Source organism: Salinisphaera aquimarina (assembly GCF_042643355.1).
In the GTDB taxonomy this organism is placed as follows: domain Bacteria; phylum Pseudomonadota; class Gammaproteobacteria; order Nevskiales; family Salinisphaeraceae; genus Salinisphaera; species Salinisphaera aquimarina.
On sequence record NZ_JBHRSS010000004.1, the window covers coordinates 328,206 to 353,687 of the forward strand.

At 64.5% G+C, this 25,482-nt stretch carries 18 protein-coding genes, 1 tRNA gene and 1 pseudogene; 10 read left to right on the forward strand and 10 right to left on the reverse strand.

What is annotated here, in order from left to right; all coding sequences use genetic code 11:
- Positions 1–64: 64 nt before the first annotated feature.
- The gene (locus ACFOSU_RS11885) at positions 65–1,000 is read right to left on the reverse strand and encodes a glutathione S-transferase family protein (protein ID WP_380689864.1); all 936 of its coding nucleotides are present in this window, start codon (positions 998–1,000) and stop codon (positions 65–67) included.
- Positions 1,001–1,149: 149 nt separating this feature from the next.
- Positions 1,150–1,644 carry an MOSC domain-containing protein gene (locus ACFOSU_RS11890; protein ID WP_380689866.1) on the reverse strand — a complete coding sequence of 165 codons (495 nt, stop codon included), beginning with the start codon at positions 1,642–1,644 and terminating at the stop codon, positions 1,150–1,152.
- Positions 1,645–1,838: 194 nt separating this feature from the next.
- On the opposite strand from ACFOSU_RS11890, the gene ACFOSU_RS11895 reads away from it, so the two are divergent.
- The 4 genes and pseudogenes from ACFOSU_RS11895 (at position 1,839) to ACFOSU_RS11910 (ending at position 5,508) form a co-directional block, all read left to right on the forward strand.
- Positions 1,839–4,181, forward strand: a complete 2,343-nt coding sequence (locus tag ACFOSU_RS11895; RefSeq protein WP_380689868.1) for a bifunctional acetate--CoA ligase family protein/GNAT family N-acetyltransferase — start codon at positions 1,839–1,841, stop codon at positions 4,179–4,181.
- A 179-nt stretch (positions 4,182–4,360) separates the two neighbouring features.
- A pseudogene (locus ACFOSU_RS11900) lies at positions 4,361–4,426 on the forward strand (cation transporter); the annotation flags it as partial.
- Between the two features lie 130 nt (positions 4,427–4,556).
- Entirely contained in the window at positions 4,557–4,925 is a 369-nt protein-coding gene (locus ACFOSU_RS11905; protein WP_380690031.1) for a cation transporter, read from the forward strand.
- On the forward strand, positions 4,912–5,508 hold the full coding sequence (locus ACFOSU_RS11910) for a DUF924 family protein (RefSeq protein ID WP_380689870.1): 597 nt from the start codon (positions 4,912–4,914) through the stop codon (positions 5,506–5,508). Before ACFOSU_RS11905 ends, ACFOSU_RS11910 begins: the two co-directional genes overlap by 14 nt.
- Positions 5,509–6,002: 494 nt before the next feature.
- On the opposite strand, the gene ACFOSU_RS11915 is transcribed toward ACFOSU_RS11910, so the two are convergent.
- A tRNA-Arg gene (locus ACFOSU_RS11915) sits at positions 6,003–6,079 on the reverse strand.
- A 119-nt stretch (positions 6,080–6,198) separates the two neighbouring features.
- On the opposite strand from ACFOSU_RS11915, the gene ACFOSU_RS11920 reads away from it, so the two are divergent.
- The 3 genes from ACFOSU_RS11920 (at position 6,199) to ACFOSU_RS11930 (ending at position 8,678) form a co-directional block, all read left to right on the forward strand.
- Positions 6,199–7,020: a TOBE domain-containing protein gene (locus ACFOSU_RS11920; RefSeq protein ID WP_380689872.1), complete on the forward strand. Its 822-nt coding sequence runs from the start codon at positions 6,199–6,201 to the stop codon at positions 7,018–7,020.
- A 500-nt stretch (positions 7,021–7,520) separates the two neighbouring features.
- Positions 7,521–7,967, forward strand: a complete 447-nt coding sequence (locus ACFOSU_RS11925; RefSeq protein ID WP_380689874.1) for a hypothetical protein — start codon at positions 7,521–7,523, stop codon at positions 7,965–7,967.
- Positions 7,968–8,198: 231 nt separating this feature from the next.
- Complete coding sequence (locus ACFOSU_RS11930) at positions 8,199–8,678, forward strand: hypothetical protein (RefSeq protein ID WP_380689875.1); 480 nt, start codon at positions 8,199–8,201, stop codon at positions 8,676–8,678.
- Positions 8,679–9,165: 487 nt separating this feature from the next.
- Here ACFOSU_RS11930 and ACFOSU_RS11935 read toward each other — a convergent pair whose 3' ends face one another.
- The gene (locus ACFOSU_RS11935) at positions 9,166–10,149 is read right to left on the reverse strand and encodes a hypothetical protein (protein WP_380689877.1); all 984 of its coding nucleotides are present in this window, start codon (positions 10,147–10,149) and stop codon (positions 9,166–9,168) included.
- A gap of 96 nt (positions 10,150–10,245) precedes the next feature.
- Positions 10,246–11,733, reverse strand: a complete 1,488-nt coding sequence (locus ACFOSU_RS11940; protein WP_380689879.1) for a hypothetical protein — start codon at positions 11,731–11,733, stop codon at positions 10,246–10,248.
- 375 nt (positions 11,734–12,108) lie between these two features.
- On the opposite strand from ACFOSU_RS11940, the gene ACFOSU_RS11945 reads away from it, so the two are divergent.
- On the forward strand, positions 12,109–12,984 hold the full coding sequence (locus ACFOSU_RS11945) for an alpha/beta fold hydrolase (RefSeq protein WP_380689881.1): 876 nt from the start codon (positions 12,109–12,111) through the stop codon (positions 12,982–12,984).
- On the opposite strand, the gene ACFOSU_RS11950 is transcribed toward ACFOSU_RS11945, so the two are convergent.
- The 5 genes from ACFOSU_RS11950 to ACFOSU_RS11970 all read right to left on the reverse strand — a co-directional run bounded on the left by ACFOSU_RS11950 (position 12,968) and on the right by ACFOSU_RS11970 (position 17,946).
- Positions 12,968–14,116: a branched-chain amino acid ABC transporter permease gene (locus tag ACFOSU_RS11950; protein ID WP_380689883.1), complete on the reverse strand. Its 1,149-nt coding sequence runs from the start codon at positions 14,114–14,116 to the stop codon at positions 12,968–12,970. The genes ACFOSU_RS11945 and ACFOSU_RS11950 overlap by 17 nt on opposite strands.
- Entirely contained in the window at positions 14,116–15,144 is a 1,029-nt protein-coding gene (locus ACFOSU_RS11955; RefSeq protein ID WP_380689885.1) for a branched-chain amino acid ABC transporter permease, read from the reverse strand. The genes ACFOSU_RS11950 and ACFOSU_RS11955 overlap by 1 nt, the downstream gene beginning before the upstream one ends.
- On the reverse strand, positions 15,144–15,872 hold the full coding sequence (locus ACFOSU_RS11960) for an ABC transporter ATP-binding protein (protein WP_380689887.1): 729 nt from the start codon (positions 15,870–15,872) through the stop codon (positions 15,144–15,146). The genes ACFOSU_RS11955 and ACFOSU_RS11960 overlap by 1 nt, the downstream gene beginning before the upstream one ends.
- Positions 15,869–16,678, reverse strand: coding sequence for an ABC transporter ATP-binding protein (locus ACFOSU_RS11965; RefSeq protein ID WP_380689889.1), 810 nt, complete (start codon positions 16,676–16,678; stop codon positions 15,869–15,871). The genes ACFOSU_RS11960 and ACFOSU_RS11965 overlap by 4 nt, the downstream gene beginning before the upstream one ends.
- Positions 16,679–16,755: 77 nt before the next feature.
- Positions 16,756–17,946 (reverse strand): substrate-binding domain-containing protein, encoded by a 1,191-nt coding sequence (locus ACFOSU_RS11970; protein ID WP_380689891.1) that lies wholly within the window; start codon positions 17,944–17,946, stop codon positions 16,756–16,758.
- Between the two features lie 256 nt (positions 17,947–18,202).
- Here ACFOSU_RS11970 and recC point away from each other — a divergent pair, with 256 nt between their 5' ends.
- Together recC and recB are read left to right on the forward strand one after the other, a co-directional pair.
- Positions 18,203–21,577 (forward strand): exodeoxyribonuclease V subunit gamma, encoded by a 3,375-nt coding sequence (recC, locus tag ACFOSU_RS11975; protein ID WP_380689893.1) that lies wholly within the window; start codon positions 18,203–18,205, stop codon positions 21,575–21,577.
- Complete coding sequence (recB, locus tag ACFOSU_RS11980) at positions 21,574–25,308, forward strand: exodeoxyribonuclease V subunit beta (RefSeq protein ID WP_380689895.1); 3,735 nt, start codon at positions 21,574–21,576, stop codon at positions 25,306–25,308. Before recC ends, recB begins: the two co-directional genes overlap by 4 nt.
- The last annotated feature ends 174 nt before the right edge of the window (positions 25,309–25,482 follow it).

Sequence of the window (25,482 nt, forward strand, 5' to 3'; positions counted from 1 at the left end):
CTGCGACGATGCAAACACAGGATCGATCCGCCGCTCGGCCGCTCCGGATCCGCGGTCGATCAGTTCATGCACAGCCGGCGATATCGAAACCGACGCGCGGAAAATGCACCCGCACCGGCCCGACGCCTTCGACTTCACGTGCCACGACTACCGACAGTGCATCCAGATGCACCAGTTCGCCTGCGACACCGTCGACGCCGTAATCGCGGGCACTGACGACGATCGCGTCGCCGGCCGACAACCCGAGGCTGTTATCGAATGTATCGGCCAGCGACTGCCATTCTTGACAGTCGCTGGCAATCTCGAGCGCTTCGCAGGCCGCCAACTCGGTCGGCCTGCCGTGACCAATGTCGCGCATGCGGGCAAACCATTGCAGCAGGTGCGGATAGACATCCAGCGTGGGCGCGACCCCGGCATTGCCGCGCACATACCAGACCGGGTGATAGACGGCGAAATCAGCCAGCGTGGGCGCATCGCCCAACAGAAACGCTGACTCGGCCAGTTGGGCGTCGAGATCGGCCATTGCCGGCGCCCAGTTCGCGCGTGAGAACACCTCGTCCGGACGCGCCACGCTGCCGCCCTGGAACAGCTTCGCGCGGTCCGCCTGGAACTTCGCCAGATAGGCGTCGCCGAGTTTCTCCTGCAGCACCTTGCGCCCCTCCGGTCGGAACAGCACGGGAACGGCCGCCAGGAAAAGCTGGCTATCGGCCAGATGCTCGAGCGCGCGAACGCTGGCGGCCTGCCCCGGCGGCAGCAGCGTGGGCTCGCGCGCCAGGCGATCGATCGTGCGGGCGATCAGGCGCGTGTCGCAATAGATATCGCGCCCGATCTGGAGCACCGGCGTTTTCCGGTAGCCGCCGGTCAGGGGCATCAGGTCGGGCTTGGGCATGATCCGCGGGACCTGCACCGACTGCCACGCCAGATTCTTGTAACCCAGTATCAGCCGGACTTTTTCCGAAAACGGAGAGGCGTCGAAATGATGAAGTATCAGAGATGTCATGGCGCTCTTGAAAAGATGATGAAGGTAAGAACAGAAGACCAGGGTGCCTTTGGCCGTCGCCAGCCTCATGGCGCATCAAGATACCGCCAATCGCAACCCGCAGGTGGCAATTCCCGGCCGAGCGGCGCGCCAGGTTGCGAGAGCTCGGATCAACGTTGGCCGCCGCCGACCTCGATGATTGCGTCACCCACCTGCAGCCAGCCCGCATCCACGATCCGCGCGCGTACGCCGCCAATACCGCGCAGCGCCTGCCTGGCGTCCACGCCGAGCAGACGCGAGAGATATCCGCACGGCGGGCAGCTGCTCACGATTTCCAGCGTGACCGGGCCGACGCGAATCAGGCGCTGGCGCAATGCAGGCAGCTCCAGGCCCGCAACCACCAGATTGCGCCGCAGATCGGCTGCGTCGAGCTGCGCGCCGGCGTCCAACGCGAGACGCTCGTTGCACAGCGCGATAGCGGCCACATCGATCATCGACAGCTCGCGCGCACCGGCGAATACACCCGGGCGGCCGGAAAACGTCCCGGTGCCGACCCAGTAGCGATCGCCCGCGAGCCCGCGGCCCGGGATCGCCTCGATCGCACCGGCATCGACCATCGACGCGCCACGCGTCGGCGCGGTCAGGATGCGTTGCAGACTGGCCATGACTCCTCGCTGGTCCGAGCGTATTACGCGATGCGGATGGGTGGCAATATACGCTGCGCCAACTTCTTGGGACGCCAACCGAAGCAGCGACCGCTTGAGCGACAACGCCAACCCTGCTGTGATGGCGCCATGAGCCGGCCCTTCATCAACCCTGTTTCGCGCCCACCCGCGCACCGCCGTGGCCTGGTCACCGCATGACCCTGCGCAATATCGATGCGCTGTTTCACGGCGACCGGGTGCTGGTGCTGGGCGAAGCGCGTAGCCATGCGCAGCGCCAGCTGCTGGCCAATATCGAAGCGAGCCTGCCGGCCGACAAGCGCCGCCACCTGACCCGTTGGCGCGGCGCCGAGCGCGTACCCGACGACGGCGCCGAACTGGCGGTGATTCTCGACGCGCGCTGGGGTCAGCCAAAGCTGATTACCGCACTCGGCGAACAGGGCTGCCGGGCCGTGCTCTGGTGTGCCGACGAACGAATCTCCAACGAAGTATTGCGCGCCGCGCGTCCCTACAATCTGCGTTTGCTGGGCGGGCGATCCGCCGGCATCGTGCAGACGCGCAGCGAGCGCAACATCAGTACGCTGGCGCAGGCGCCGCGTCTGGGAAAGGTCGCGCTGATCACCCAGTCGCAGTCGCTCGCGGCGGCCGCGCTCGACTGGGCGCTGGGGCGCAACATCGGCTTTTCCTGGCTGGCCTGCAGCGGCTCCGAGGCGGATATCGATATCGCCGATCTGCTCGATTACGCCGCGCTCGATCCGCGCACCCGTGCGGTCGTGCTCCAGGTCGGGCGTATCCGTGCACCCCGCAAGTTCATATCCGCCGCCCGCGCTGTCGCCCGGGTCAAACCGGTGCTGGTACTGCAGACTCGCCGCGCGATCGACGGCGGCCCGCAGGGCCCGGATCCGGCGCGATCGGCCGCGTTCGCCCGTGCTGGCCTGGTCGAATGCGAAAGTCTGGGCGGCCTGTTCGACGGACTGGCGGCGCTGGAACTGCTGCCGACCGTGACCCACAACCGCGTCGCGGTACTCGGCAACGGTTCCGGCGTCTGCGCCCTGGGGACCGACGCCCTGATCCGCCAGGGACTGGAGCCGGCGCGTCTGGGTGAGGCCACCCGTCAGACGCTGGCGCGGGAGGCGCCCGACGCCAGCGACCACGGTGTGTCGATCGACCTGGCCTCCTCCAGTACCCAACACACGCTCGCAGCCCTGAAAACAGCGACCGAAGACACCGACAACGTCGATGCGGTCCTGTTCGTGCACAGTCCGGTCGCCGGCCAACCGCACGAACCCATGGTCGATGCGATCGCAAAGGCCGAAATCAGCCCGCGCCTGATGACCGTGTGGCTGGGGCTGCACACCGCCCAGCCGGCCCGCCACAGCAGCGCGCTGGCGCGACTGGCCACCTTCGCCTCCGCCGACGAGGCCGTGCGGGCCGTGCGCTACCGGGCGCAATACCGATTCACGCGCGAGCTGTTGACCGCGACCCCACCGCCCGATCCCTCCGTCACCGCGGACGTCGCATCCCTGCGCGAGCGGCTCGAGGCATTGTCGAGCGATGGCGTGGAATGGTTGTCGGCGGATGAAGCCGCGCATCTGCTCACCGCCTACGGCATCGCCGGCGAAACGCCGCCGGAAACCGCGGTCCAGGTCCGCGTGCGCGCGCTCGCCCATCCCGAGCTGGGCATGGTGATGAGCGTTCAGGACGAGGCCGTCGGCATCGCGCCCGCCTACGGCTTTGCACCCCTGGACGCCCTGCTCGCCCGTCGCATGCTGCAAGGCGCCAGCGCCTCACGTCTACGCGGCACCCGCGCCGCATTCGAAGCACTGGCCCAGGCATTGGTCCGCCTGGGCAAGATGATCGTCGATATTCCCGAGCTCGCCGGATTCGATCTGCGCGTCGCGGTAGGCCCGCGTGGACGCCTGCAATCGCCAGCCGACAGCCTGATCGAGATCACCGGCAACCCGCGGCCGGCACGCGAGCGCCTGGCCATGTCGCCCTATCCGGCGCGCATGCGACATATCGTGACCCTCAAGAACGAACGGCGCTTCATCGTGCGTGCGATCCGGCCCTCGGATGAACCCGCGGTACTCGATCTGCTCGAGAGTCTCAGTCCGGAAGAGATCCGCCTGCGGTTCTTCAACTATATCCGGCATTTTTCCCACGACATGGCGGCACGCATCACCCAGGTCGACTACGACCGCGAGGTGTCGCTGGTGGTCAGCGCCTACGACACGCCCGATCAGCTGGCCGGCATGGGCACGATCATCGCCGACCCGGACGGCAACGAAGCCGAGTTCGCTATCCTCGTGCATCGAAACCATGCCGGCATCGGTCTCGGCCGCCATCTTCTCGACTGTCTGTTGCGCCAGGCCCAGGCCCGCGGTATCGAAACCGTCTACGGCGATGTGCTCGCCCAGAATCGGCCCATGCTCAAGCTCGCCCGCGGCCTCGGCTTCAAGGTAAGGCTGTCGATCGACGACGCCAGCAGCGTGCGGGTGGAAATCCCGATGGCCGACTACGGGTCGGGCAGCGCGGCTTGAGCACGAAACGAGATGCCGGTACGGTTCACCGAACCTGCCTTACGGTATATCCTCTGATCAATATTTAACGATCCGGATGCCTCGTGGCCGGTTGCTGCAGCGAAGACGATGCCCATCTCAAACGGATGCGCGAAAGCCAGAAACGCGTGCTCTGGATCGTGCTCGCGCTCAACGCCGTCATGTTCGTCGGCGAGTTCGCCGCGGGCTGGATTGCCGGTTCCACCGCATTGCTCGCAGATTCGCTGGACATGCTCGGCGACACGATGGTTTACGGGCTCAGCCTCGCAGTCATCGCCCAGGGCGCACGCGCCAAGGCCGTGTCGGCCGGGTTCAAGGGTGCGGTCATGCTCGGCTTCGGGCTGCTTCGGGCTGCTGGTGAGCATCCAGCTCGTATTCAAGCTGATCTACGGTCTGCCCCCTCAGGCGACGCTCATGGCCGGGGTCGGCGTGCTGGCACTGGCCGGCAACCTTGTCTGTCTCGTGCTGCTCACCCGGCATCGCGATGACGACGTCAACATGAGCTCGGTCTGGATCTGCTCACGCAACGATCTGGTCGCCAACAGCGGTGTGATCGCCGCGGCCGCGCTGGTCGCCCTGACCCATAGCATCTGGCCCGACATCCTCATCGGTGCGGCGATCGCGGGTCTGTTCATGCGCTCCGCCATCAGCGTGCTGCACGACGCGCGCAGCGCCTATCAAGAGGCGCCGCCCGGCAGTACAGCGGTCAGCGATGGCCATGGCTAGCACGCGACAGCACGCCGCCGAAGGCGAGCACATGGCGCAGCCGGTATCGCCGGACACCGTGATCCGTTTCTGGTTCGATGAGCTCTCGCCGCGCGACTGGTTTCGCAAGTCCGAAAGACTGGACCAACGGATAGTGGATGGTTTCGGCGTCACGCTCTCGGAAGCCGCGGCCGGCGGACTGCACCATTGGCGCGAAACGCCGACCGGCCGGCTCGCAGAGATTCTTGTGCTCGACCAGTTCTCACGCAATATCCATCGCGACAGCCCGCGCGCGTTCGAGAACGATCCGGCCGCGCTGGCGCGAACCCGCGAAGCGATCGACGCCGGCGCCGACCGCGCGCTGACGCGACAACAACGGGCGTTCCTCTACATGCCGTTCATGCATAGCGAGTCACTCGCCGATCACCAGACTGCTCTGGCCCTCTACGACGCGCTTGGCATGCAGAATCACCTCGACGCCGAACGCAAGCATTACACGATCATCGAGCGCTTCGGCCGCTACCCGCATCGCAATGCGGTGCTCGGCCGCGAGAATACGGGGGAAGAAGCCGCGTTTCTTGCCGAGCCGGGCTCATCTTTCTAATTGTCGGGTAGCCCAAGCGCTCACCGGTGATAGCAACAACAACGCTGGCTCGCGAACGGTAGTCGAACCCAGCACGGGCGCCAATTCGACTCTGCGTCGCGGGTTCGGGGCCAAGCCTAAGACTGGGTTCACCTGGGAGGTTCTCCCTCCAGGCGGGATTATTCGAGACTGGCGCCACTCACCCTTCGGGCCCGTCGCTGATGCGACGGTTCGGGCTCGCTGCGCGTGCCCGTCGAACCATGCTTGTCTATCTGTCGCAGGTTCGAAACGTATCTGAATACCACAACAAAACGCCGCCCTGCGGACGGCGTTTTGTTGTGGTGCCCCAGGCAGGATTATTCGCGGCGGGGCCGCTCAACCTTCGGGCCCGTCGCTGACGCGACGGTTCGGGCTCGCTGCGCGTGCCCGTCGAACCATGCTTGTCTATCTGTCGCAGGTTCAAAACGTATCTAGATACCACAACAAAACGCCGCCCTGCGGACGGCGTTTTGTTGTGGTGCCCCAGGCAGGATTCGAACCTGCGACCTGCCGCTTAGGAGGCGGCTGCTCTATCCTGCTGAGCTACAGAGGCAATACGGTGCATAGCCTACCGCAGCGCCTGTAAATTCTCGACCGGACGTATGACCGGGACATCGGAAAATCGCTGGCGTATGCTCGCGCAAGCACTAGCCGCCGCGATCTACAGCATCCATGGTAAACGGACCCGAACAACTCGAAGGCCAACTGCGTATCGGTCCGCGACGCGCGGCCATCGGCACCCGGCGCGTGGCGCTGCTCGAGCAGATTGCTTTAACCGGCTCGCTCAGCGCCGCGGCAAAGGTTGTCGGCCTCAGCTACAAGGGTGCCTGGGACGCCGTCAACGCGATGAACAACCTCGCCGACCATCCCCTGGTCGAGCGATCCGCCGGTGGCGCCGGCGGCGGCGGCAGTCGTCTTACCCCGCGCGGCGAGCAACTGGTCGCGACGTATCGCGCCGCCGAAGAAGAACAGCGCCGTTTTTTCGAGCGACTCAATCGACGTATCGCCCACCTGCCCGACGATGTTCATCTCATGGAGAGACTCGCGATGATGACCAGCGCCCGTAACCAGCTCCTCGGTGAAGTCACGGCCGTTCGGCTGGGCACCATAAACGCCGAAGTGGAGATCGCTCTGCGCGGCGGCGACGGTCTGACCGCCGTGATCACGCGCGCAAGCGCAGAAAATCTGGGCCTGCAAGAAGGCGTCGCCGTGGTCGCGCTGATCAAGGCTTCGTGGGTGGTTGTCGCAGCCGGTGACCACTCGAAAACACCGCTGTCCACGCGCAATCGGCTGGTCGGCACAGTCGACAAGGTGGCAACGGACGACGTCGCCAGCGAGATCGTCATCCGACTGCCCGGCGGCGCAACCCTGGCCGCCGTGATAACCCGTGAGAGCGCCGACGAGATGGGCCTGAAAAAAGACGCCACCGCCACTGCCTTGTTCAAGGCATCGAGCGTGATCCTGGCACCCGCTGGCGATCCAATCGGCCTTTAGACCGCCTGGTTTTCATCGCGTCGCGGCGGCCACGGGCCCAAGGCAGATATAAGGCTGCCTGGCATGAATGGCGTGCCTCCCGAGGACGCTGTTTGCGAACCACGGCGCGTTGTACCCCGAGCACCGTCCCGGCCCCGCGACAATAGCGCCAGGCACACGCGACATCGATGATCATCTGATCAGACCTGCCAGGGTCACACGCACGTCACCCGTCTCAGCGAGGCGCTGCGATGCCCAGCGGTAATCGACCCGAGCCAGCATCTCTTACGCGCACGTCGCGGGAAACCGTCTCGATGCCGCGATGACGATAGCGAAATACTTAAATTTTTTCATTAATAATATTAACCGGTTATCGTGCCGGAACGATTATGTTGCACTGCATTCCTTGAATATACATCTACATGGCCTTATAACTATCCGCATACAAAGTTTTGCAATACGACTTTAGTGTCATCTTCGCGCCATGTAGTGCTGGATGACCTCAAATTGAGAGAAAAGCCATGAAAAATAGCACTTTAGCCAAGACAGTCACCTCAGGCGTCGTCCTTGCCGCTCTCGTCGGATTCTCGGGCACAAGTCTCGCCCAGTCGAAAGCGATCGAATCGCTGAATACGCAGCCGACGCAGACCAACACCTTCGACACCGTCGAACACCATACGAAAGCTGACCAGTTGTCTGCCGCGCTCGACCGTTTCAATACCCAGGATGAGGCGAGCCAAGGCTTGCAGACCCGGAGCGCCGGTTCGCAGGCACCGCAGCAGGTCTCCGGCGTGGCTCGCGAACTCAGCCATGAGATCGACGACTACAACGCCACCGCTTCCAACAGCCTCGTACCGCAGACGCATGTTGTAGCGAGCGAGACCGATCACAAGGCTACGCCCGTGGCGCAGCAGCTGGCGGCCGAGCTGACCACCTACAACCGTACCGGTGGCAGCAGCCGTTATTGATCCATGGTGATCCATGCGTGCTGGAATTGAGTTTCCAGTACGGCCAAGCCGGAAGCCCGAGGGTTTCCGGCTTTTTTTATGGCTAAGCGGTATACTCGAAACGCGGCCGCGGGGGCGCAATTGACGTCGTTGTTCAGCGCATGATGGCTGAAATCCGCTAGCCACAACGATGCACTGCGGGCCACGCCTTTCAGGGTGTGGCCTGGCGCGAGTTTATAAGGAGAAGAGAAGATGTATATAAACAAAAAAACAAAGGTTATCGCCTACAGCTTGGTCTGTGCCGGGACGGTCGGGCTGCTGTGTACCACGACCGTATTCGCGCATGAGTCGGACGCCGATCATGCTCAGGTCAAGACACAATCCGGTCAGGACAGCGAGCTATCGAATCGAATCAATCGTTTCAACGAAAGCGGTGGATCGCTTGAAGGCCGCGGCGCCGCCGACGCCAACCTGGACGAGGATACTCGGATGCCTGCCGATAGCGACACGCCGGCAAAGCATCCGAAAGCCGACGAGCTTTCCGAAGAAATCAAGCAGTACAACGAAAATCGGGGTTCACTCAAGGAAAACAGCGCCGCACGCTCGGGCGCAACCGGTAGTACTGACAGTGCCACCGAAGCAGGCGCGAATGCTTCATCGAACGGCGGCAGCAACGCCGAGTCGCGCGAACTGTCTAACGAGATCGACGAATACAACAAGAATTCGAATTGAACACGTTCCAGTAAAAGACGCATTTGCAGTCGGCCAACCGGAAGGCGCACGAGCGCCTTCCGGTCTCGCCCTTTGATATACCCCGACAGTCCGCTACTCATACCGACATCAACGCCGGTGATATGAAGATAGACGTGAGAAAAAAGGAAAACGATTGGCTATCGCATATTTCTCGCTCTGACGTCATCCATGTGCCCGACAGCTGCAACAGGATAGCGAACGCGCGAGAACCCTGATCGAAGACACGCGTCATCAGCGCGTTGAGACGAGCAAAAACCCAAACCATGCCCGGGTTTTACCGGGGCCATGAAAAGGCTGCTCATGCCTGCGCGACCTCGATCGCAGCCGTCTCGATCAAAGTAGCCCGCAATGGACCCATGCCCGCAAGGCGGTCAGGTAATAGGCACTTGCTTCAAGAGCCCTGCCGGTCCATCTGGAACGGCATCCGTCACCGACCAACCGGGATCGCTGCGGCTTGCGATAGACACTACTGGCTAACGGTCAATTTGTCGCGAGGTACCGGCATCTTTCCAGATACCTGCTCTGCCAGCGCGAGATGCGAGCCCACCAGCTGTTTTATACGCACTTCACCGACAGCGACACCCGGCCTCCAAGCGACCGCCCTACCACCGGGCGCGCGGACGACCGACCCCGCATCACGAACGCTGAGAACCATGCCGGTAACCAGGCCCGAGTCACGGCCGGCGCTCACATACATATCGTCCCCATCGAGGGCGAACGTATGGGTAAACCACGGGGCGATGGAAATCCGATCCTGCACCAGCCCGAGCACCCTGTCGCTCCAGACGTCGAGCGCCGTGTCCTGCACGCTACCCGCGCTATCGAGATCCAGTGTTGTCTCGATGGCGTCGTAGTCGATTCCGAAATCGGTATCGACCATCCGGGTACTGACCGTCATCTGGCCACGCCCGGTCGACTCGGGTGTCACGATCAGCAGGCTCCGAATGCCCGGATAGATCGCCAGCGACTGCGTGCACTCCGCCGGGGAGGAAGATGAACACACGCCGGGCACATTGATGGCTTCGGCCAGGGAATCGGGCTTGACGATCGACACCCCGTTCGCGGCCGCCTTGTGTTCCAACGCGTTGACGAATTGATAGGCAGTCAGCGAGTTCTGTCCGCCGTCATCTATATAGACCCCCACCTTGGGTCGCAGGCTGCCACCCTCGCTTGTCGGGGCGATCGGCATCGGCCCGGGCGTGGTGGATGCATTGGCCCCTACTCCGGTCGCGCCTGAACGCGCGACGGCCGCTGGCTGGGAATCGGCTTCGGCCTGCGGCTTATCGCCTTTGACCTCCCTGATGAGTCGATCCAGCACCGACCTGTTCCAGTCTGTTTCAGGCGTGCCGAGCGCTGCCGGCGAGTCGGCCAGTGGTCGCGGTTCGTCTGCGCCGCCGTTCGTTGCACAACCCGTGAATACTGCCGCAACTGCGAGCAGCGCACCGAACAAACCAAGCCTTGTCACAATAAGATATCTCAACGCGCGCTCCGGAAAATAATTGTGGGGCCTTCACGAATGAAGGCCCCACTTTACGTCACGACAGCCTCAGAATTCGACGCCGAGATTCACGCTGCCTGCGATGACGCGCTCATCGGCGAAACTGCCGCCGTTGGGGATCGAGCCCACGAGGCTGTTACCCGCGAGCGTGCCGACGTCGTTTTCCTTGAGCATACCGAGCGTGGCCCAGGTCCGCACCGCCGAGTTCAGCTGATAGCTGGCCTGCAGATCGTAGACGGTGCTGGTGTCGTTGCCCTTGGTCGTGGTCGCCGATAGCGGCACATCGACGTTGAGGAAACCCACCGCGCCGCGCAATGCGAACTTGGGGCTGACGTTGACCGTGACCGCGCCGATATAGAGATCCTCGTCGAAACCCTGGCGACCGAGGAAACCACCCATGCGATACAGGCTGGTCGGATTGGCCGTCGATTCCGGATTGGAGTTGATCAGGCTGGAGTAGGTATCGAAGCCGGACGAGATCAGACCGCCGTCCTGCGTACCGACATACTGGGCCTTGAGCTCGAACATACCCAGGGTCGCGCCGACGCGGAAATACTCGGAATAGGCGTCGTCGGTGAAATAGTCTCCATCTTCCACCGTCTGGTTGGCATTGACGTTGCCGTTATGCAGATAGTTGCCGCCGAAGGAAATATCGAGCGGGCCGACCTTGCCTTGCATGTAGGGCGAGAAGATATTGGCGTTGGAAAGCACGTAGGCATTGCGGGCGCCAGTTGAGCCGGCGGCCACGTCGGGCACGCCGTCGCCGTTGGCATCCGGACCGAATGACGGGTCGGTATCGACCAGGTCGCCGTTGTAGTTGTTCAGCCAGTGGACATACAGCATGCCGAGTGTCCAGCCGGTCGATCCGATCGGCGCCACGAGGCCCGGGAAGATCTGGTTGCCGTTGTCCTCGTTGTAGAACGGGGTGTTGTCCTGGCGACGGTCATAACCGATGAACGCACTGACGTTGCCGAGCTTGGTCAGGAACAGCGCGCGATCACGGCGATCGTCACACACGAGCAGACAGTTGTTCCAGTTGGCTTCCTGGCGACCGACACGCAACAGGCCAAGACTGAACGGGATCTGCACGAAGCCGAGATCCAGGCGAATGTTGTCGCCGTTGTTATCGGCGTTGAAGGCGCGCTGACCGGTGGTGGTGTAGTTACGCGCATCGCCGCTCCAGCGGTCGCCGGCAAGTTCGATACGGGTGTGTACTTCGACCCCGGTCTCTTCGTGCTTGAAATCCGCACGCAGACGCAGGTAATTGGCAAAACCGTTGTCGCTGCTGTCAGCAGAAGTCTGATCATCCAGACGCTGACCATCGGGGCCCCTGGGCGGTGCGACGGCAAACGAGTCGGAGTCGACATAAAAACCAGTGGCGCGGTAGTCGACGCCGAAATCGGTCTTGAGCGTGGCGTTCGCGGCCGAGGCAAAACATCCCATGGCCACGAGTGCGGAAAGACCCAGCGTGCGGCGTACGGCAGACCGCAGCGCAGCGGTTCCAGCATCACGTTTATGGTTGAATTCGCGCTTCATATCGAGATCTCCCCTACTTTTTGATTGGCGGGCGCTGCCGTGTTTTTTTCTGGCCTGGCCCTTTTATTAGAATCCCCTGCATCCGTCGCCACGGGCGGTAACCCAAGACTGCGGTGTCGAGCCGACACCGAGGACGTCACCCGCAGTCTATCCACTATCGATATCGACTATCGACAAAGACGCTCGCGACAAACGACTCGTAGATTCGGATACTGGAAATTCCCCCTGCGGCTGGCTTATAACCACTAAGCCATGAGTCACTGTTTATAGTATTTTTTTTAGCGGCGCAACAGATTTCCGAATCACCGTTTCACTTTTCGACTAAGGTCTAATAACCCACTTTCCGCTGTCATTGCCAGCGATTAGAGCGATCCAATGGATATGATTCCGAACAGAAAACGGCTTTTGTGTGTAAATCCGGCGGGTTTCCATCGAATCGCCTATAACGCCTGGGGCAACAAGCATCGTTCGCGGCCGGTCGTCTGTGCCCACGGCTTCTCCCGCAACGGTCGCGACTTCGACCCGCTTGCGCGCGCACTTGCGCAGACTCGCAGCGTCTATTGCCCGGACGCCGTCGGTCGCGGTCACAGCGACTGGCTGCTCGATCGCAGCCACTACAACTACGACCAGTATTTCCGTGACGCAGCGACGTTGGCGGGCCATGTCACCGCATCGGCCGCCGACGGATCCGACGACACCCTGGACTGGATCGGCACGTCGATGGGCGGCATCGTCGGCATGATGCTCGCCGCACAGCGCAACACGCCGGTCCGGCGGCTGGTGATCAACGATATCGGCGCCCAGATCAGCGCGGCGTCACTCAACCGGATCGGCGCCTATGTGCGCGAGACGCAAGTGTTCGAGAGCCTCGAGGCCTATCGGCACCATCTGGCCGATATTCACGGCAGCTTCGGCCCGCTGACCGAGGCACAGTGGCAGCACTTGGCGCAGCATTCGCATCGCCGCGACGAACAGGGCTTTCATCCGCACTACGATCCGCAGATCGCATCGGCGTTCGACAACCCGATCGACCAGGACGTGGAACTCTGGGACGTCTGGTCGGCCATACGCGTGCCGACGCTACTCATCTGGGGCACGCAGTCCGATCTGTTGTCCAAGGATACCATCGATCGCATGCTGGCCATCAAACCCGACTTGCAAGTGCTCGAGATCGCAGACGCCGGCCATGCGCCGGCCCTGATGCGCGACGTGGAGATCGACGCGATCCGCAACTTCATTGCGACCGACTAGTGGCCTGCATGTTTCGGCTGCGCGCCTGGGCTCGCGCGCGCAGCTGACCCACGATGCCGCGCGGGAAGAAATACACGCTCAGCACGAACAGAATGCCGAGCCACAGATACCAGCGCTCCGGATCCAGAACCGCGGGCAACAGCGGCACGCCGGCGGTCGCCTCGTGGGCCATCGCCAGCAGGCTCTGCAGATACGTCTCGGCCAACACGAACAAGGCGGTGCCGATCACCGCGCCGTAGAGCGTGCCCATGCCACCGATGACGGTGATGAGCAGGATATTGACCATCAGGTCGAAGGACAGCATCGATTCGGGATTGATATAGCGCAATGACAGCGCAGCGAGCGCGCCGGCAAAGGCAGCAATCATCGCGGAGATACAGACGTTGACGGTGCGATAAGCCACGGTGCGGTAGCCCAGCGCCTCGGCCCGGAATTCGTTCTCCCGAATCGCCTGACACACGCGCCCGAACGGCGAGTTCATCATCCGCAGCAGGCCGAGAAAGACCATGATCGCCGCCACGAACAGCCCGTAGTAGAGCAGCAGCATGCCGCTGGTGCGCACCTTGAATACCGAATCGGCGGCATTGCCCGAGGTCGCAAATCCCATCACGTCGAAGCCAGCCAGCGGCTCCTCGGTGAGCTTGAACGCCGGCCCGAGCACGCGCGGCACACTGAAGGCGATGCCGTCCTCCCCGCCGGTGAAGCCATACAACTTGGAGACGAGCGTCATGAACCCGACCGCTACCGCCAACGTCACTAGCGCGAAGAACACCGCCCGTACCCGCAGCGAGAACAGCGCAACGACGAACGCAACCGCGAGCGCGGTGGCCAGCCCCGCCAGTAGCCCGATGCCGATCGCAAGCCAGCTCGGCCCGAGATCGCGCAGCGCGATCGCCATGGCATAGGCGCCGATGCCGTAGAACATGGCATGGGCGAAGGAGATGATCCGCGTATAGCCGAGCAGGATGTCGTAGCTGAGCACCAGCATCGTGAACAGGCAGATCGTCGAATAGGTGCGATAGGCCAGCGGCCCCGGAAACAGGAACGGCGCGAACGCCAGCGCCAGCACGATCGCGGCCAGCAGCACCGACAGCACCGTGCTGCGCGGGGTGTCGCCGGACAACAACCGCATCAGACCTTCACCACCGGAATCAGGCCCTGCGGCCGCCACATCAGCACCAGCACCATCAGCACGATCGACGAGAATTCGGAGAACGTCGGCGCCACGAAGCCCATGTAGTTGGTCAGCAGCCCGACCACCAGCGCGCTGTAGAAACAGCCGGTAATCGAACCCAGCCCGCCCATGATGATGACGATGATCACGTCCACCAGCAGCTGCTGGCCCAGGCCGACATGGATCAGCTCCTCGTAGAAGCCCCAGAGCACGCCGCCGAAGGCGCCCAGCGCCGCGCCGGCCGCGAACACGGCGATGAACAGCAGCTTGATGCGATAGCCCAGCGCCTGGACCATCTCGCCGTTCTCCACCCCGGCACGAATGAGCAGGCCGATACGGGTCTTGTGGATCACCGCCAGCATGCCCCAGTAGATCGCCAGCCCCGCGCCCACCGCGAACAGGCGGTATTTCTCGAAGGCGACGCCGCCGATCACAAAGGAACCGCGCAGACTATCCGGGCGCGGCAGCGGAATCTCGTGCGCCCCCCAGAAAGCCACGATCAGTTCGCTGATGATGATGGCGCCGCCGACGGTGACCAGGATCTGGCGCAGATGATCGTCATAGACCGGCTTGATGATGACCCGCTCGAACACAACCCCCAGCAGCGCCGCGGCCGCCACCGTGGCGAGCGCGGCCGGAAAGATCAGCAGCGCATGCGAGACCGCGGCCAGCGGCGGCCAGCCGACGAGCATGAGAAACACGCTGCCGCCGATATAGGCGCCCACGGTGATGAAAGCGCCGTGGGCGAGATTGAGCACGCCCATCAGGCCGAAGATGAGGGTCATGCCCGAAGACACCACGAACAGGATCAGCCCCATGGCCAGACCGGCCACGGTCAGCGACAGCCACACGCTCAACGGCATCGCGAAGAACGCGGCAATGGCCACCACCGCCAGCAGCAGATAATGCGGATAGGCGTCCAATACCTGGCGCAGCCGGGCGCCCGCACCGTCTTGTTCGTCGCGCGCCTGTATCCGACCGGCCATCAGGCGTGGGCCTCCAGACTCAGGCCCAGCAGACGATTCTGCAGCGGCGTGTCAGCAGTCAGCTCGGCCATGCTCGATGCGTGCACCACACGGCCGTCATCCATCACCGCTACCTGATCGCCTACCGCCTGCGCCAGGCCAAAGTTCTGCTCGACCAGGAGGATCGTGGTGTCGGTCTGCTTGAGTTCGAGGATCGCCTGGCTCAGGTCCTTGACGATCGCCGGGGCCAGCCCCTTGCTTGGCTCGTCGATGATCAGCAGCGCGCGCGGCTCGATGATCGCGCGCGCGATCGCCAGCATCTGTTTCTGGCCGCCGGAGAGTAGTCCGGCCGGCGTTTTCCAGAATTTCTTCAGCGCCGGAAAGAAGCCGAAGATCCACTCCAGCCGCGATGTATCGATATGCCGGGTCGCGGCCGCCAGGCGCATGTTCTCCTGCACGGTCAGCAGCGAGAAGATGCCCATGTTCTCGGGCACGTAGCCTACGCCCAGGCGGCTGACGATCCGCGGCGTGCGCCAGTGGGTGATGTCCTCGCCGTCGAAGACGATACGGCCCTTCGAGGCCTGCCAGAGATTGATGATAGTGCGCAGTGTGGTGGTCTTGCCGGCGCCGTTGCGCCCCAACAGCACGGTCAGCTCGCCCCGCGGCAACGTCAAATCCACGCCTTGCAGGATATGGTAATGGCCGATATGCGTATGCACGCCGTCCAGGCTCAGCAGCGGCGTGGTCATGGTGAGTCGCCCTCCGGAGCGGCTCCGGCATCTGCCGGCACCAGCACCTCGCCCAGATAGGCCTGCTGCACCAACGGCGAGGCGATCACCTGTTCCGGCTCACCCTCGTCGAGCAGACGCCCTTCGTGCAGCACGATGATGCGGTCGGCCAGCGAGCGCACCACGTCCATCTTGTGCTCGACCAGCAACACCACCTTGTCGCGTTCGTCGCGTATCGCCTGAATCAGATTCAGGATTACCGGCACCTCGTCCACGCTCATGCCGGCGGTCGGTTCATCGAACATGAACACGCGCGGCTCCAGTGCCAGCAGCATGCCGACCTCGAGCTTGCGCTGATCGCCGTGCGGCAGCGTGGCCGCCAGCCAGTCGGCGCGCCCGGTCAGCGATACCCGCGCCAGATAGTGATCGACGCGCTCGCGGATCGCCATATAGCTGTTGGCCAGACGATGCATGGCAAAGCCGGCGCCGGTGCGCGCACTCGCCGCCAGCCAGAGATTCTCGCGCACGGTCAGCTCAGGAAACAGATTGGTCAGCTGGAACGCACGCCCGATGCCCAGCTGCGCGCGCTTCGGTGCCTTCAGGCGGGTGATGTCGCGGCCGTCGAACCAGAGCCGTCCGGAGGTCGGCGCCAGCTGGCCCGACAGCAGATTGAAGAACGTGGTCTTGCCCGCGCCGTTGGGCCCGACGATCGCGGTGAGCGTACCGGTCGCGAAATCGCAGCTGACCGCCTCGACCGCGGTATGGCCGCCGAAGCGGATGCTCAGTTCCCGGGCCTGCAGCAATGCCGGTGGCGTGGACGAATGCATGTGTCTCTCGATCGACGTCGGACGGACGACCGGCCGCCCGTGGGCGACCGGCGTTCCGCTTCTCCCCCGAAAACTTGTCAGCCGTTGTCGACCGGAATATCCATCGCGTCGGCGGGAATGGTTTCCACCAGTTCCGGTACTGCCCAGTCCACGCCGTCCTCCACCTTGATACGGAAGTGATACATCGGCTGCAGGGTCTGGTGATCGGCCGCCCGGATATGCATCTCGCCCTTGGGCGAATCGAAGTCGAGACCCTCGAACGCTGCGATCAGGTCTTCGGTATCGGTACTGCCCGCCTTCTTGATCGCGGCGACAATGGCCATGGCCTGAGCCATGCCCTGGGCGGTGAAGAAGTCCGGCGGCCCGTCGAAGCGTTTTTCATGCTGCTCGACCAGCCAGTCGTTCACCTTGTTGTCCGGGCTGCCGTAGTAGTAGTACGTCGCGCCCTCCATGCCCGGGAACTGCTTGTAGGCCACCAGCGCCGGCAGGATATTGCCGCCCGTGGTCAGCTTGATGTCGAAGCGCTCCGGCTGCAGATCCTTGATCCGCCCCATCGGATTGCCCTTGCCGGCCCAGATCGTGAAGATGTATTTCTCGTCGCAGCCGTCCGCGCTCTTGAGCGAATCGAACAGGCGCTGGGCCGCGGCGGTGAAATCGGTGGTCTCCGCCGGCAGATAGACTTCCTTGACGATCGTCGCGCCGCGCGCCTTGGCCGCCTTGGCATAGGCCGCCACGCCGTCGCGCCCGAAGGCATAGTCCTGCGCCAGCGTGGAGATACACACGCCGTCGTCGGCGATCGCCGTAGCGTTGGAAATCGCATCCTGCGAACTGTTGCGCCCGATGCGCACGATATAGCGGTTGTAGTTGGCGCCGGTGATTGAATCCGCCACGCCCTCGGGCATCAGGATCTTCTCGTACTGCTGGGCCACCGGCAGCATCGCCAGCGCCACCCCGGACGACACGTCGCCGATGGCGATGGTCGCTTCGTCCTGGGTATAGGCCTCGGCCAGCAGCGCGCGGGCGCGCGGCGCCTTCAGCTGCGTGTCCTTGGTGACGAGATTGATTTTCTTGCCCAGCACCTCGTTGCTGCCGTCGGTAGCGTACTCGAAACCGAGTTCCAGACCGTGCTGCAACTGCTGCGTATAGGCCTCCAGCGGGCCGGTGAAACCGGCGACGTGGGCAATGGTGATGCTGTCATCAGCGGCGTTCGCCTGCATCGCCACCGCGACCAGACCTGCAGCCAGCAGGCTCCCTGTTGTTCTTTTCATGCCCCCTCCTCGTATATCGTTGTTTTATCAGTGACGAATACGCAACGCCTACGGTGGGCGCACCCTCGGCGCATTCGTCGTGATCGCAATATAAGCGTGTCCGTTGCGCTTCGACAATGCTCCTTTTGGACCGTATCGCTCGACGAAGTCCCCGCTAACCGCATGTCCGCAAAACGTTCCCCGGAAAGGATCGCGATCTGACCCACCGGCCGCGCTAGACTGGCGGCCAGCCAAAGCGACCCGTGGCGCGCCGTATATGTTCTATCTCTACCACCACAACGACCTGGGCCGGCTGGCCGAACTGTTCGGCGCGCTGCGCGACAACTATCGGCCGTCGCCGCTGACCGAGGACATCGTGCTGGTGCCCAATCGCGGCATCGGCCGCTGGTTGGCGATCCAGATTGCCGAAAGCGACGCACGCGTGGTCGCCAATCTGCGTGCCGCGCTGCCCGGCCAGTGGTTCTGGCAGCTCATCGAACGCCTCATGCCCGACGCGCACGCCGCGGCGCGCGAGTTCGAGTCCGACCGCCTGCCTTGGCATCTCTACCGAGCGCTGCCGCAAATGGCCGAGCGCATCCCGGAAGTCGCCGCCTATCTGGGTCGCCCCGTGGACGATATCCGCCGCTGGCAGCTCGCCGCCCGGCTGGCCGACGTGTTCGACCGCTATCTGGTCTATCGCGGCGACATGCTGGCGCGCTGGCAGGCCGGCGATCGGCCCAGCGGCACGGCCGGCTGGCAATCCGACGTCTGGCGCTATCTCGTCGACGACTACGCGCTCGGCAAGACGCATCGCGCTTCGATCGTGGCCGATCTGGCCCGCCGACTGGACCGGGACACGCTCGACGGTTCGCTGGCGCAGGCGATTGATAACCACTGCCCGCCGCGCCTTTATCTGTTCGGCCTGGTTGCGGTCGCGCCCGACCAGCTGCGCCTGGCTTATGCACTGGCCCGCCACGTCGACGTGCATTTCCTGCTACCCAACCCGAGCGAAGCCTACTGGGGCGATGTAACTGCGCGCCGGCTCGCGCTGGCGCTGCCCGACGATCTGCACGAGCTGCCCGGCGAAGCCGAGGCCGCCGAACATCCGCTGCTGTCCGGTTTTGGACGCATGGCGCGCGACACGCTGCGCCTGCTCTATGCCGACGAGTTCGCGGGCATGGTCGAGCCCGAATTCGGCGAGGCGATGGCCTACGACGTGCCGGCCGACGACAGCCTGCTCCACCGTGTGCAGGCCGATATCGTCACCCTCGAACCGCGCGTGAGCGATGCCGGCATGGAGCCCGACGACACCTCTATAGAGATCCATGCCTGCCACAGTCCGCTGCGCGAGATTCAGGTGCTGCACGACCAGCTACTCGACCGGCTGGCCGCCGACGCCACGCTCGCACCACGAGATATCGTCGTCATGCTGCCGGACGTGGCGACCTACGTGCCCGCCATCCAGGCCGTATTCGGCGGCGCGTCGGATGGCCGGCGGCTGCCCTTCACCGTGGCCGACCGCGCCCAGTCGGCGCTGCACCCGATCGTATCCGCGGTCACCGGCCTGTTCGACCTGCCGCTTTGGCGGTGGGAGGCGAGCCGCCTGCTCGATCTGCTCGCCGTGCCGGCCGTACGCCGGCGCTTCGCGCTGGACGAGGCCGATGTGGCGCGGCTGACCGACTGGATCGACGCCAGCGGTATTCGCTGGGGCCGCGACGCCGACCATCGGCGATCTCTGGCCGCCGGCACCTTCGAGCAGAACAGCTGGCGCTTCGGCCTGGATCGACTGTTGCTCGGCGTGGCTCAGGCCGACGACGACACGCTCGTCGACGGCGTTGCGCCGTGGTCCGACCTGGAAGGCGGCACGGCCCGCGCGCTGGGCGGGCTGGCGCGCTTCGTATCCGTGCTCGGCGATTTCGCGGATCGCTTTGCCGAGGCGTGCGAACCCGCGGCCTGGCAGACACGGCTCAACGCCATGCTCGATGCGCTGATCGAGCCGTCCCGCGATGCGCCCGACGAAGCCCGTGCGATCGAGACGTTGCGCAACGCCTTCGCGAGCTTCGAGGACGCGGCCGCCGCCTTCGACGCCCATGCACAACTCAATACGGGCGCCGGCGACACAACACTGGAATGGACCGCCGTACGCGATCATCTGCGCGCGCTGCTCGACGGCCCGAGTGAACGCCAACCGTTCATCTCCGGCGGCATCACCTTCTGCGGTCTGGTGCCGCTGCGCGCCGTGCCTTTTCGTGTGGTCTGCGTGCTCGGTGTGAACGACGGCGTATTCCCACGCCAGGACAGCGACCGCGGCTTCAACCTGTTGTTCGACGCCCCGCGACTGGGCGATCCGAGCCGGCGCGACGACGACCGCCTGCTGTTCCTGCAGGCCCTGACCGCCGCGCGCGACGCGCTGTACCTGAGTTATATCGGCCAGGACATGCGCACCGGCGAAGACCTGCCGCCCTCACCGGTGGTCGGCGAGCTGATGGCCTTTCTGCACGCTTATTATTTTCACGGCTGGTCGCGCGACGCGTTCGAAAAACGTCTGGTACATCACCAACCCATGCAGCCGTTCTCGGCCCGCTATTTCGACCCGGACGAGGCGGATCCACGCGTATTCACTTATGCCGGCGACTGGCGCGATGCCTCGGTGGCCGCGCGCGGCGCGCGTCGCGGCGCCGAACCCTGGCTGGACGACAGCCGGCTCGCGCTGGACGAGCCCATCCTCGCGATCGATCTCGACACACTCGTGCGCTTCTTCGACGACCCGCCCAAAGCCTTTTTCGAGCGCCAGCTCGGCTTGAAGCTCGAACGCGACAGCGCGGCCATCGACGACCACGAGCCCATCGAGCTGGATCCACTGGCACAATCCATCCTGCGCCGTCGTCTGTTCGACCATACCGCCCCCGACGCCGAACACATCGATACCGCGCCGGACGCGCTGGAACTGGCGCGCGGCCAACTGCCGCCTCCGCCCAGAGCCACCCGAGCCTATGCACGCGAAGCCGACATCGTGAACACGCTCCTGCCGGTGCGCCGCGCCTGGCAGAGCCCAAACCAGACGCGCGAGACCATCGCCGTCGATTTCACCATCTCCGGCGTACGTCTTACCGGACGCATACCCGACGTGGGCGCGACGCATCGACGCGCAATCACCACCGGCCGCCTGCGCACGCGCTTTCGGCTGCGCCAGTGGATCATCTATCTCGTGCTCGTCGCCGCCGGCCACGAACGCGGGCTGACGCTCGCCGGCCTGTCACCGAAGAAGGACGACAATCGCGTAGTCGCCTTCGAGGCCCACCTCACGCCCGAGGCCGCGCGCGATCATCTGGCCGTGCTGGTCGATATTTTCCTGGCCGGCCAGCAGGCACCGGTACATTTCCATCCCGATATGGCGGACGACTACAAACCCGACGGCGACGACCCGTTCGGCACGCTATGGAAACGCTATTCCGAGAGCCAGAGCTTTCAGGCCAGTCATCTCGTGAACAACCCCTACTTCCGCCTGCTGCTGGGCGACGACGACGCGCCGCTCGGCGCAGAGGCCGATAACCCGTTTATAGCGGCGCTCGACGCGATCACGCAGCCCATGCACGAAGCGCTCGAAGAGATCGAACCGCTGGCCGTCGCCACCGCGGAGCACGCGACATGAACCCGCCTGATCTCGATCCGCGCACCTTGCCGCTGTCCGGCCTGCAACTCATCGAAGCCAGTGCGGGCACGGGCAAGACTTTCAACCTCGCCGGCCTGTATCTGCGGCTGGTCGTCGAGCGCGGCGCGAGCGTGCGCGAGATTCTGGTGATGACCTTCACCAAGGCCGCGACCCAGGAACTGCGCGAACGCATTCGCCGCCGGCTCGTCGATGCCGCGCGTATCGCCCGTGACCCGTCCGCGGCGATCGCCGATCACCCCGAACATGACTTCGCGCGCGACATTATCGCCGGCGCCATCGACGCGACCGACGAGCCGCGCGAGCGCATTGCACGCCGGCTCACGGAAGCGGCCGCCGGCGTGGACGAAGCCACTATCGTGACGATCCACGGCTTCGCCCAGCGCGCCGCCGCCGACAACGCCTTCGACTCCGCCCAGGCGTTCGACCGCGGCGAGATTGTCGACGATCGTAGCGTGCAGTCCGAAGCCGCCGCCGATCTGTGGCGGCAATCGATCGTGGGTGCTACAGGCGACGCGTCGCTGCTCGACGTCTGGCCGACGCCCGATGCGTTGCACAAGGACATCGCGCCCATCCTCTCTAGGCCGAACATCACGGTGGACGGCGCAGACGAAAACGCATTCGCCGCGGCGCTAAAAACGCTCTGGACCGTCTGGCAAGAAGACAAGGCCGCACTCGAGACGGCGATCGCCGAGGCGCTCGAAGCCAGTGCCTTCAAGAAAAGCGGCATGCAGACGCTGCTCGCGAACTACGAAGACGCCGCCGATTTCGTCAGCACGATCGACACGCGCCTCGCCCAGGCGGTAGAGACCGGCCAGCCGCCCGTGCTGCCGAAAGCGCTGGCCGAGCTGGTCGACCCGTGGCAATTCATCGCCAAGAGCTCGAACGCCAAGAAAGCCTGCGCCACGGCTTTCGAAGCACTCACGCTCGGCGAGCCGCTGGCCGATCTGGTGACACGCGCCCATGTGGTGCGCAGCGCACGCGCGGCCGACGCTGTGGCCGCGCTGGCCGCCCGGCGCAAGATCGAATGGCGCCAGTTCAGCTACGACGACCTCGTACTCGCCCTGCGCGACGCGCTGGTCGACGAATCCCGCGGCCCGCGGCTGGCCGCCGCCCTGCGCGCGCAGTGGCCCTACGCGCTGGTCGACGAATTCCAGGACACGGACCCGCTACAGTACGACAGCCTCAAGCGGATCTATCTCGCCGACGACGCGCCGAATGACAACACCGCCCTGCTTCTGATCGGCGACCCGAAACAGGCGATCTACGCCTTTCGCGGCGGCGATATTCATGCCTATCTCGCCGCCGCACGCGCGGCCGGCAATGCGCAATACACGCTGGGCACGAACTATCGCTCGTCGCCGGCCGTGCTCGAAGCGATCGCCGCGCTGTTCCAGACACCGAAGGACACACCATTCCTCGAAGCCGGCATCGGTTTTCGGGCCGTGGGCGCGGGCCGAGCTCCGGGCGACCGACGACTCGTGCATCGCGGCCATACAGATGGCGACAACAGCGACAAAACACAGCCGGCCCTGAGCGTCTGGCAGTTCACCGGCGGCAGCGGCACCAAGGGCGACGACGAGACGGCAATGGTTCATCGCACGGTCTCCGCCGTGGCCGGGATGCTGGCCGGGGACGCCGCCTGGCAGAGCGAGGACCCGGCCTGGAATCGCGCCGTGGAACCGCGCGATATCGCGATTCTGGTCAACAGCAACTTCCAGGCGGCCACCCTGCAGATCGCGCTCGCCGAACACGGCATCGCCGCCGTGTGCCAGCGGCGGGATTCGATCTTCGCCACCGAGGAAGCGCACGACCTCGCATTGCTGCTCACCGCCCTGGCGCGGCCGGACGACGTGCGCGCCGTCAAAAGCGCGGAAACCACGCGGCTGGCGGGTGCGCGGCTGGCCGACCTCATCGCACTCACCGAAGACGATACCGCCCTGCAAACCCGTGTGGCGCGCTACCAGGCGCACCATCAGCGCTGGGCCGAGCGCGGCGTGCTGGCCGCACTGGAAGCGGCGTTCGTCGCGGCCGGGCCGAACATCCTCGCGCTCACCGACGGCGAACGCCGCATGAGCAACTATCTCCAGATCGGAGAACTGCTCGCCGAGGCGCAAGCCGAGTGCTACGGCATGGACGGGCTGGTGCACTGGCTCGATCGCGCTATTGCCGACGCCAAGGATGCCGATGGGCGCGCGGAAAGCGGCGAGGAGGCCCAGCTGCGCCTGGAATCCGACGACGCGCTGGTCCGCATCGCCACCGTGCATTCGTCCAAGGGTCTGGAGTATCCGATCGTGTTCCTGCCGTTCGCCGCATTCCTCGGCGCACCGACCGGCATGAAAGACCCCACCAAGCCGCCCCACGTCTACCACGACGCCGATAGCGACACGCCCGAGCGCGTGCGGATCGATCTGAGCGGCACGAGCGAGAAGGCGCAGGCGCGCGCGGTCACCGAGTTCCACGCCGAATCGCTACGGCTGCTGTATGTCGCCCTCACCCGCGCGGCCGATGCGCTGTTCATCACCTGGCGCGAACCGGGCGACGGCGCCAGCAACCAGGCCGGTCGCGGCGCGCAGAACACCGCGCTCGACAAGCTGCTCGGCCGCGACGCCAGCGTGAGCCACACTCTGGCGGCGCTCGCCAAGAAACACCCGAACGTGATGTCGATCGAGCGTATCGATACCGACGCGCCGCGCCGTGCGATTCCAATGGTCGCCGGCGACACGAACCGCAACCTGACCGGCGGCCGCGAGGATCTACCGGCGCCGCGTACGCCCTGGTCCAGCTGGAGTTTTTCGCGGCTCGCCCATGCGCCGGCCGGCGCGTCTTCTGCCGCAAGCACCCCAGTTCCCGGCGCCGAGGACGAATGGGCCGCGCCGACGCCCACCATCGAACTCGGCACCGACGCGGGTAATGACACGGGCAGTAAAGAGCAACCGCTGCCCGCCCTCGACCGCGCGCTGGCGGGCGTCGGTTTCGGCTCTGCCATTCATGATCTGCTCGAACACGCCGTGTTCCACGGCTGGCCTGCCCCCGACGCGACTGCCGATGAAAAAACCCGCAAGCGCACCGCGGATACACTGCGCCGCTGGGGTCTGACCGGCGACGACCGCGAGGAAACGAATCGTATAGACCAGTCGATCGCACTGGTCGCCCGGACGCTGCATGCGCCGCTGCCCGTGATCGGCCCGCTCGCCGACGTGGCGCCGAATCGCATGCTGGCCGAGATAGGGTTTCTGCTCGGCATGGGCGATCAACGGCTCGCCACTATTGTCGATGCAGCGCGCGCGGCCGGTTATCTGCAAGCGCCGCTGGCGCGTTCGGCCACACTGTCGCTCAACGGCCTGCTGCAGGGTTTCATCGATCTCGTCGTGGAAGTCGAAGGCGCGTACTGGATTCTGGACTACAAGACCAACCGCCTCGGCGACACGCCAGGCGCATATGGCGCCGACGCGCTCGCGGGCGCCATCAGCGCCTCGCACTACGACCTGCAATATCTGCTCTACACCGTGGCACTCCATCGCCATTTGCGAAGCTGCCTGGACGATTACGACCCCGATCGTCATCTCGGCGGTGTCCAGTATCTGTTCGTGCGGGCCATGGACGGCCAGAGCACACGCGGCGTGTTCGTGGACCGGCCCGATGTGGCGTTGATCGAAACGCTGGATGCGTTGTTTGACGGACAAGCCGTAGACCGGGGAGCAACGGCATGACACTACTTCTGAGCACACGACGAATCCGCTCACGAGTTCGACTTGAGTTCGGTTTCGCGCTGCAGCGCGACTCCCTTTCGTTTGCTCGTCCAAACGAAAGGAAGCAAAGGAAAAGACGCCCGGCATGGCGCCGGCTGCCGCCGGTGCACTCCGATGCTCGGCCCGCTGGGATGC

Excerpts from the sequence above, each read along its gene's own strand:
- ACFOSU_RS11885 (WP_380689864.1), bottom strand. The coding sequence starts at position 1,000 with ATGACATCTCTGATACTTCATCATTTCGACGCCTCTCCGTTTTCGGAA.
- ACFOSU_RS11890 (WP_380689866.1), bottom strand. The coding sequence starts at position 1,644 with ATGGCCAGTCTGCAACGCATCCTGACCGCGCCGACGCGTGGCGCGTCG.
- ACFOSU_RS11895 (WP_380689868.1), top strand. The coding sequence starts at position 1,839 with ATGACCCTGCGCAATATCGATGCGCTGTTTCACGGCGACCGGGTGCTG.
- ACFOSU_RS11910 (WP_380689870.1), top strand. The coding sequence starts at position 4,912 with ATGGCCATGGCTAGCACGCGACAGCACGCCGCCGAAGGCGAGCACATG.
- ACFOSU_RS11920 (WP_380689872.1), top strand. The coding sequence starts at position 6,199 with ATGGTAAACGGACCCGAACAACTCGAAGGCCAACTGCGTATCGGTCCG.
- ACFOSU_RS11925 (WP_380689874.1), top strand. The coding sequence starts at position 7,521 with ATGAAAAATAGCACTTTAGCCAAGACAGTCACCTCAGGCGTCGTCCTT.
- ACFOSU_RS11930 (WP_380689875.1), top strand. The coding sequence starts at position 8,199 with ATGTATATAAACAAAAAAACAAAGGTTATCGCCTACAGCTTGGTCTGT.
- ACFOSU_RS11940 (WP_380689879.1), bottom strand. The coding sequence starts at position 11,733 with ATGAAGCGCGAATTCAACCATAAACGTGATGCTGGAACCGCTGCGCTG.
- ACFOSU_RS11945 (WP_380689881.1), top strand. The coding sequence starts at position 12,109 with ATGGATATGATTCCGAACAGAAAACGGCTTTTGTGTGTAAATCCGGCG.
- ACFOSU_RS11950 (WP_380689883.1), bottom strand. The coding sequence starts at position 14,116 with ATGCGGTTGTTGTCCGGCGACACCCCGCGCAGCACGGTGCTGTCGGTG.
- ACFOSU_RS11955 (WP_380689885.1), bottom strand. The coding sequence starts at position 15,144 with ATGGCCGGTCGGATACAGGCGCGCGACGAACAAGACGGTGCGGGCGCC.
- ACFOSU_RS11960 (WP_380689887.1), bottom strand. The coding sequence starts at position 15,872 with ATGACCACGCCGCTGCTGAGCCTGGACGGCGTGCATACGCATATCGGC.
- ACFOSU_RS11965 (WP_380689889.1), bottom strand. The coding sequence starts at position 16,678 with ATGCATTCGTCCACGCCACCGGCATTGCTGCAGGCCCGGGAACTGAGC.
- ACFOSU_RS11970 (WP_380689891.1), bottom strand. The coding sequence starts at position 17,946 with ATGAAAAGAACAACAGGGAGCCTGCTGGCTGCAGGTCTGGTCGCGGTG.
- recC (WP_380689893.1), top strand. The coding sequence starts at position 18,203 with ATGTTCTATCTCTACCACCACAACGACCTGGGCCGGCTGGCCGAACTG.
- recB (WP_380689895.1), top strand. The coding sequence starts at position 21,574 with ATGAACCCGCCTGATCTCGATCCGCGCACCTTGCCGCTGTCCGGCCTG.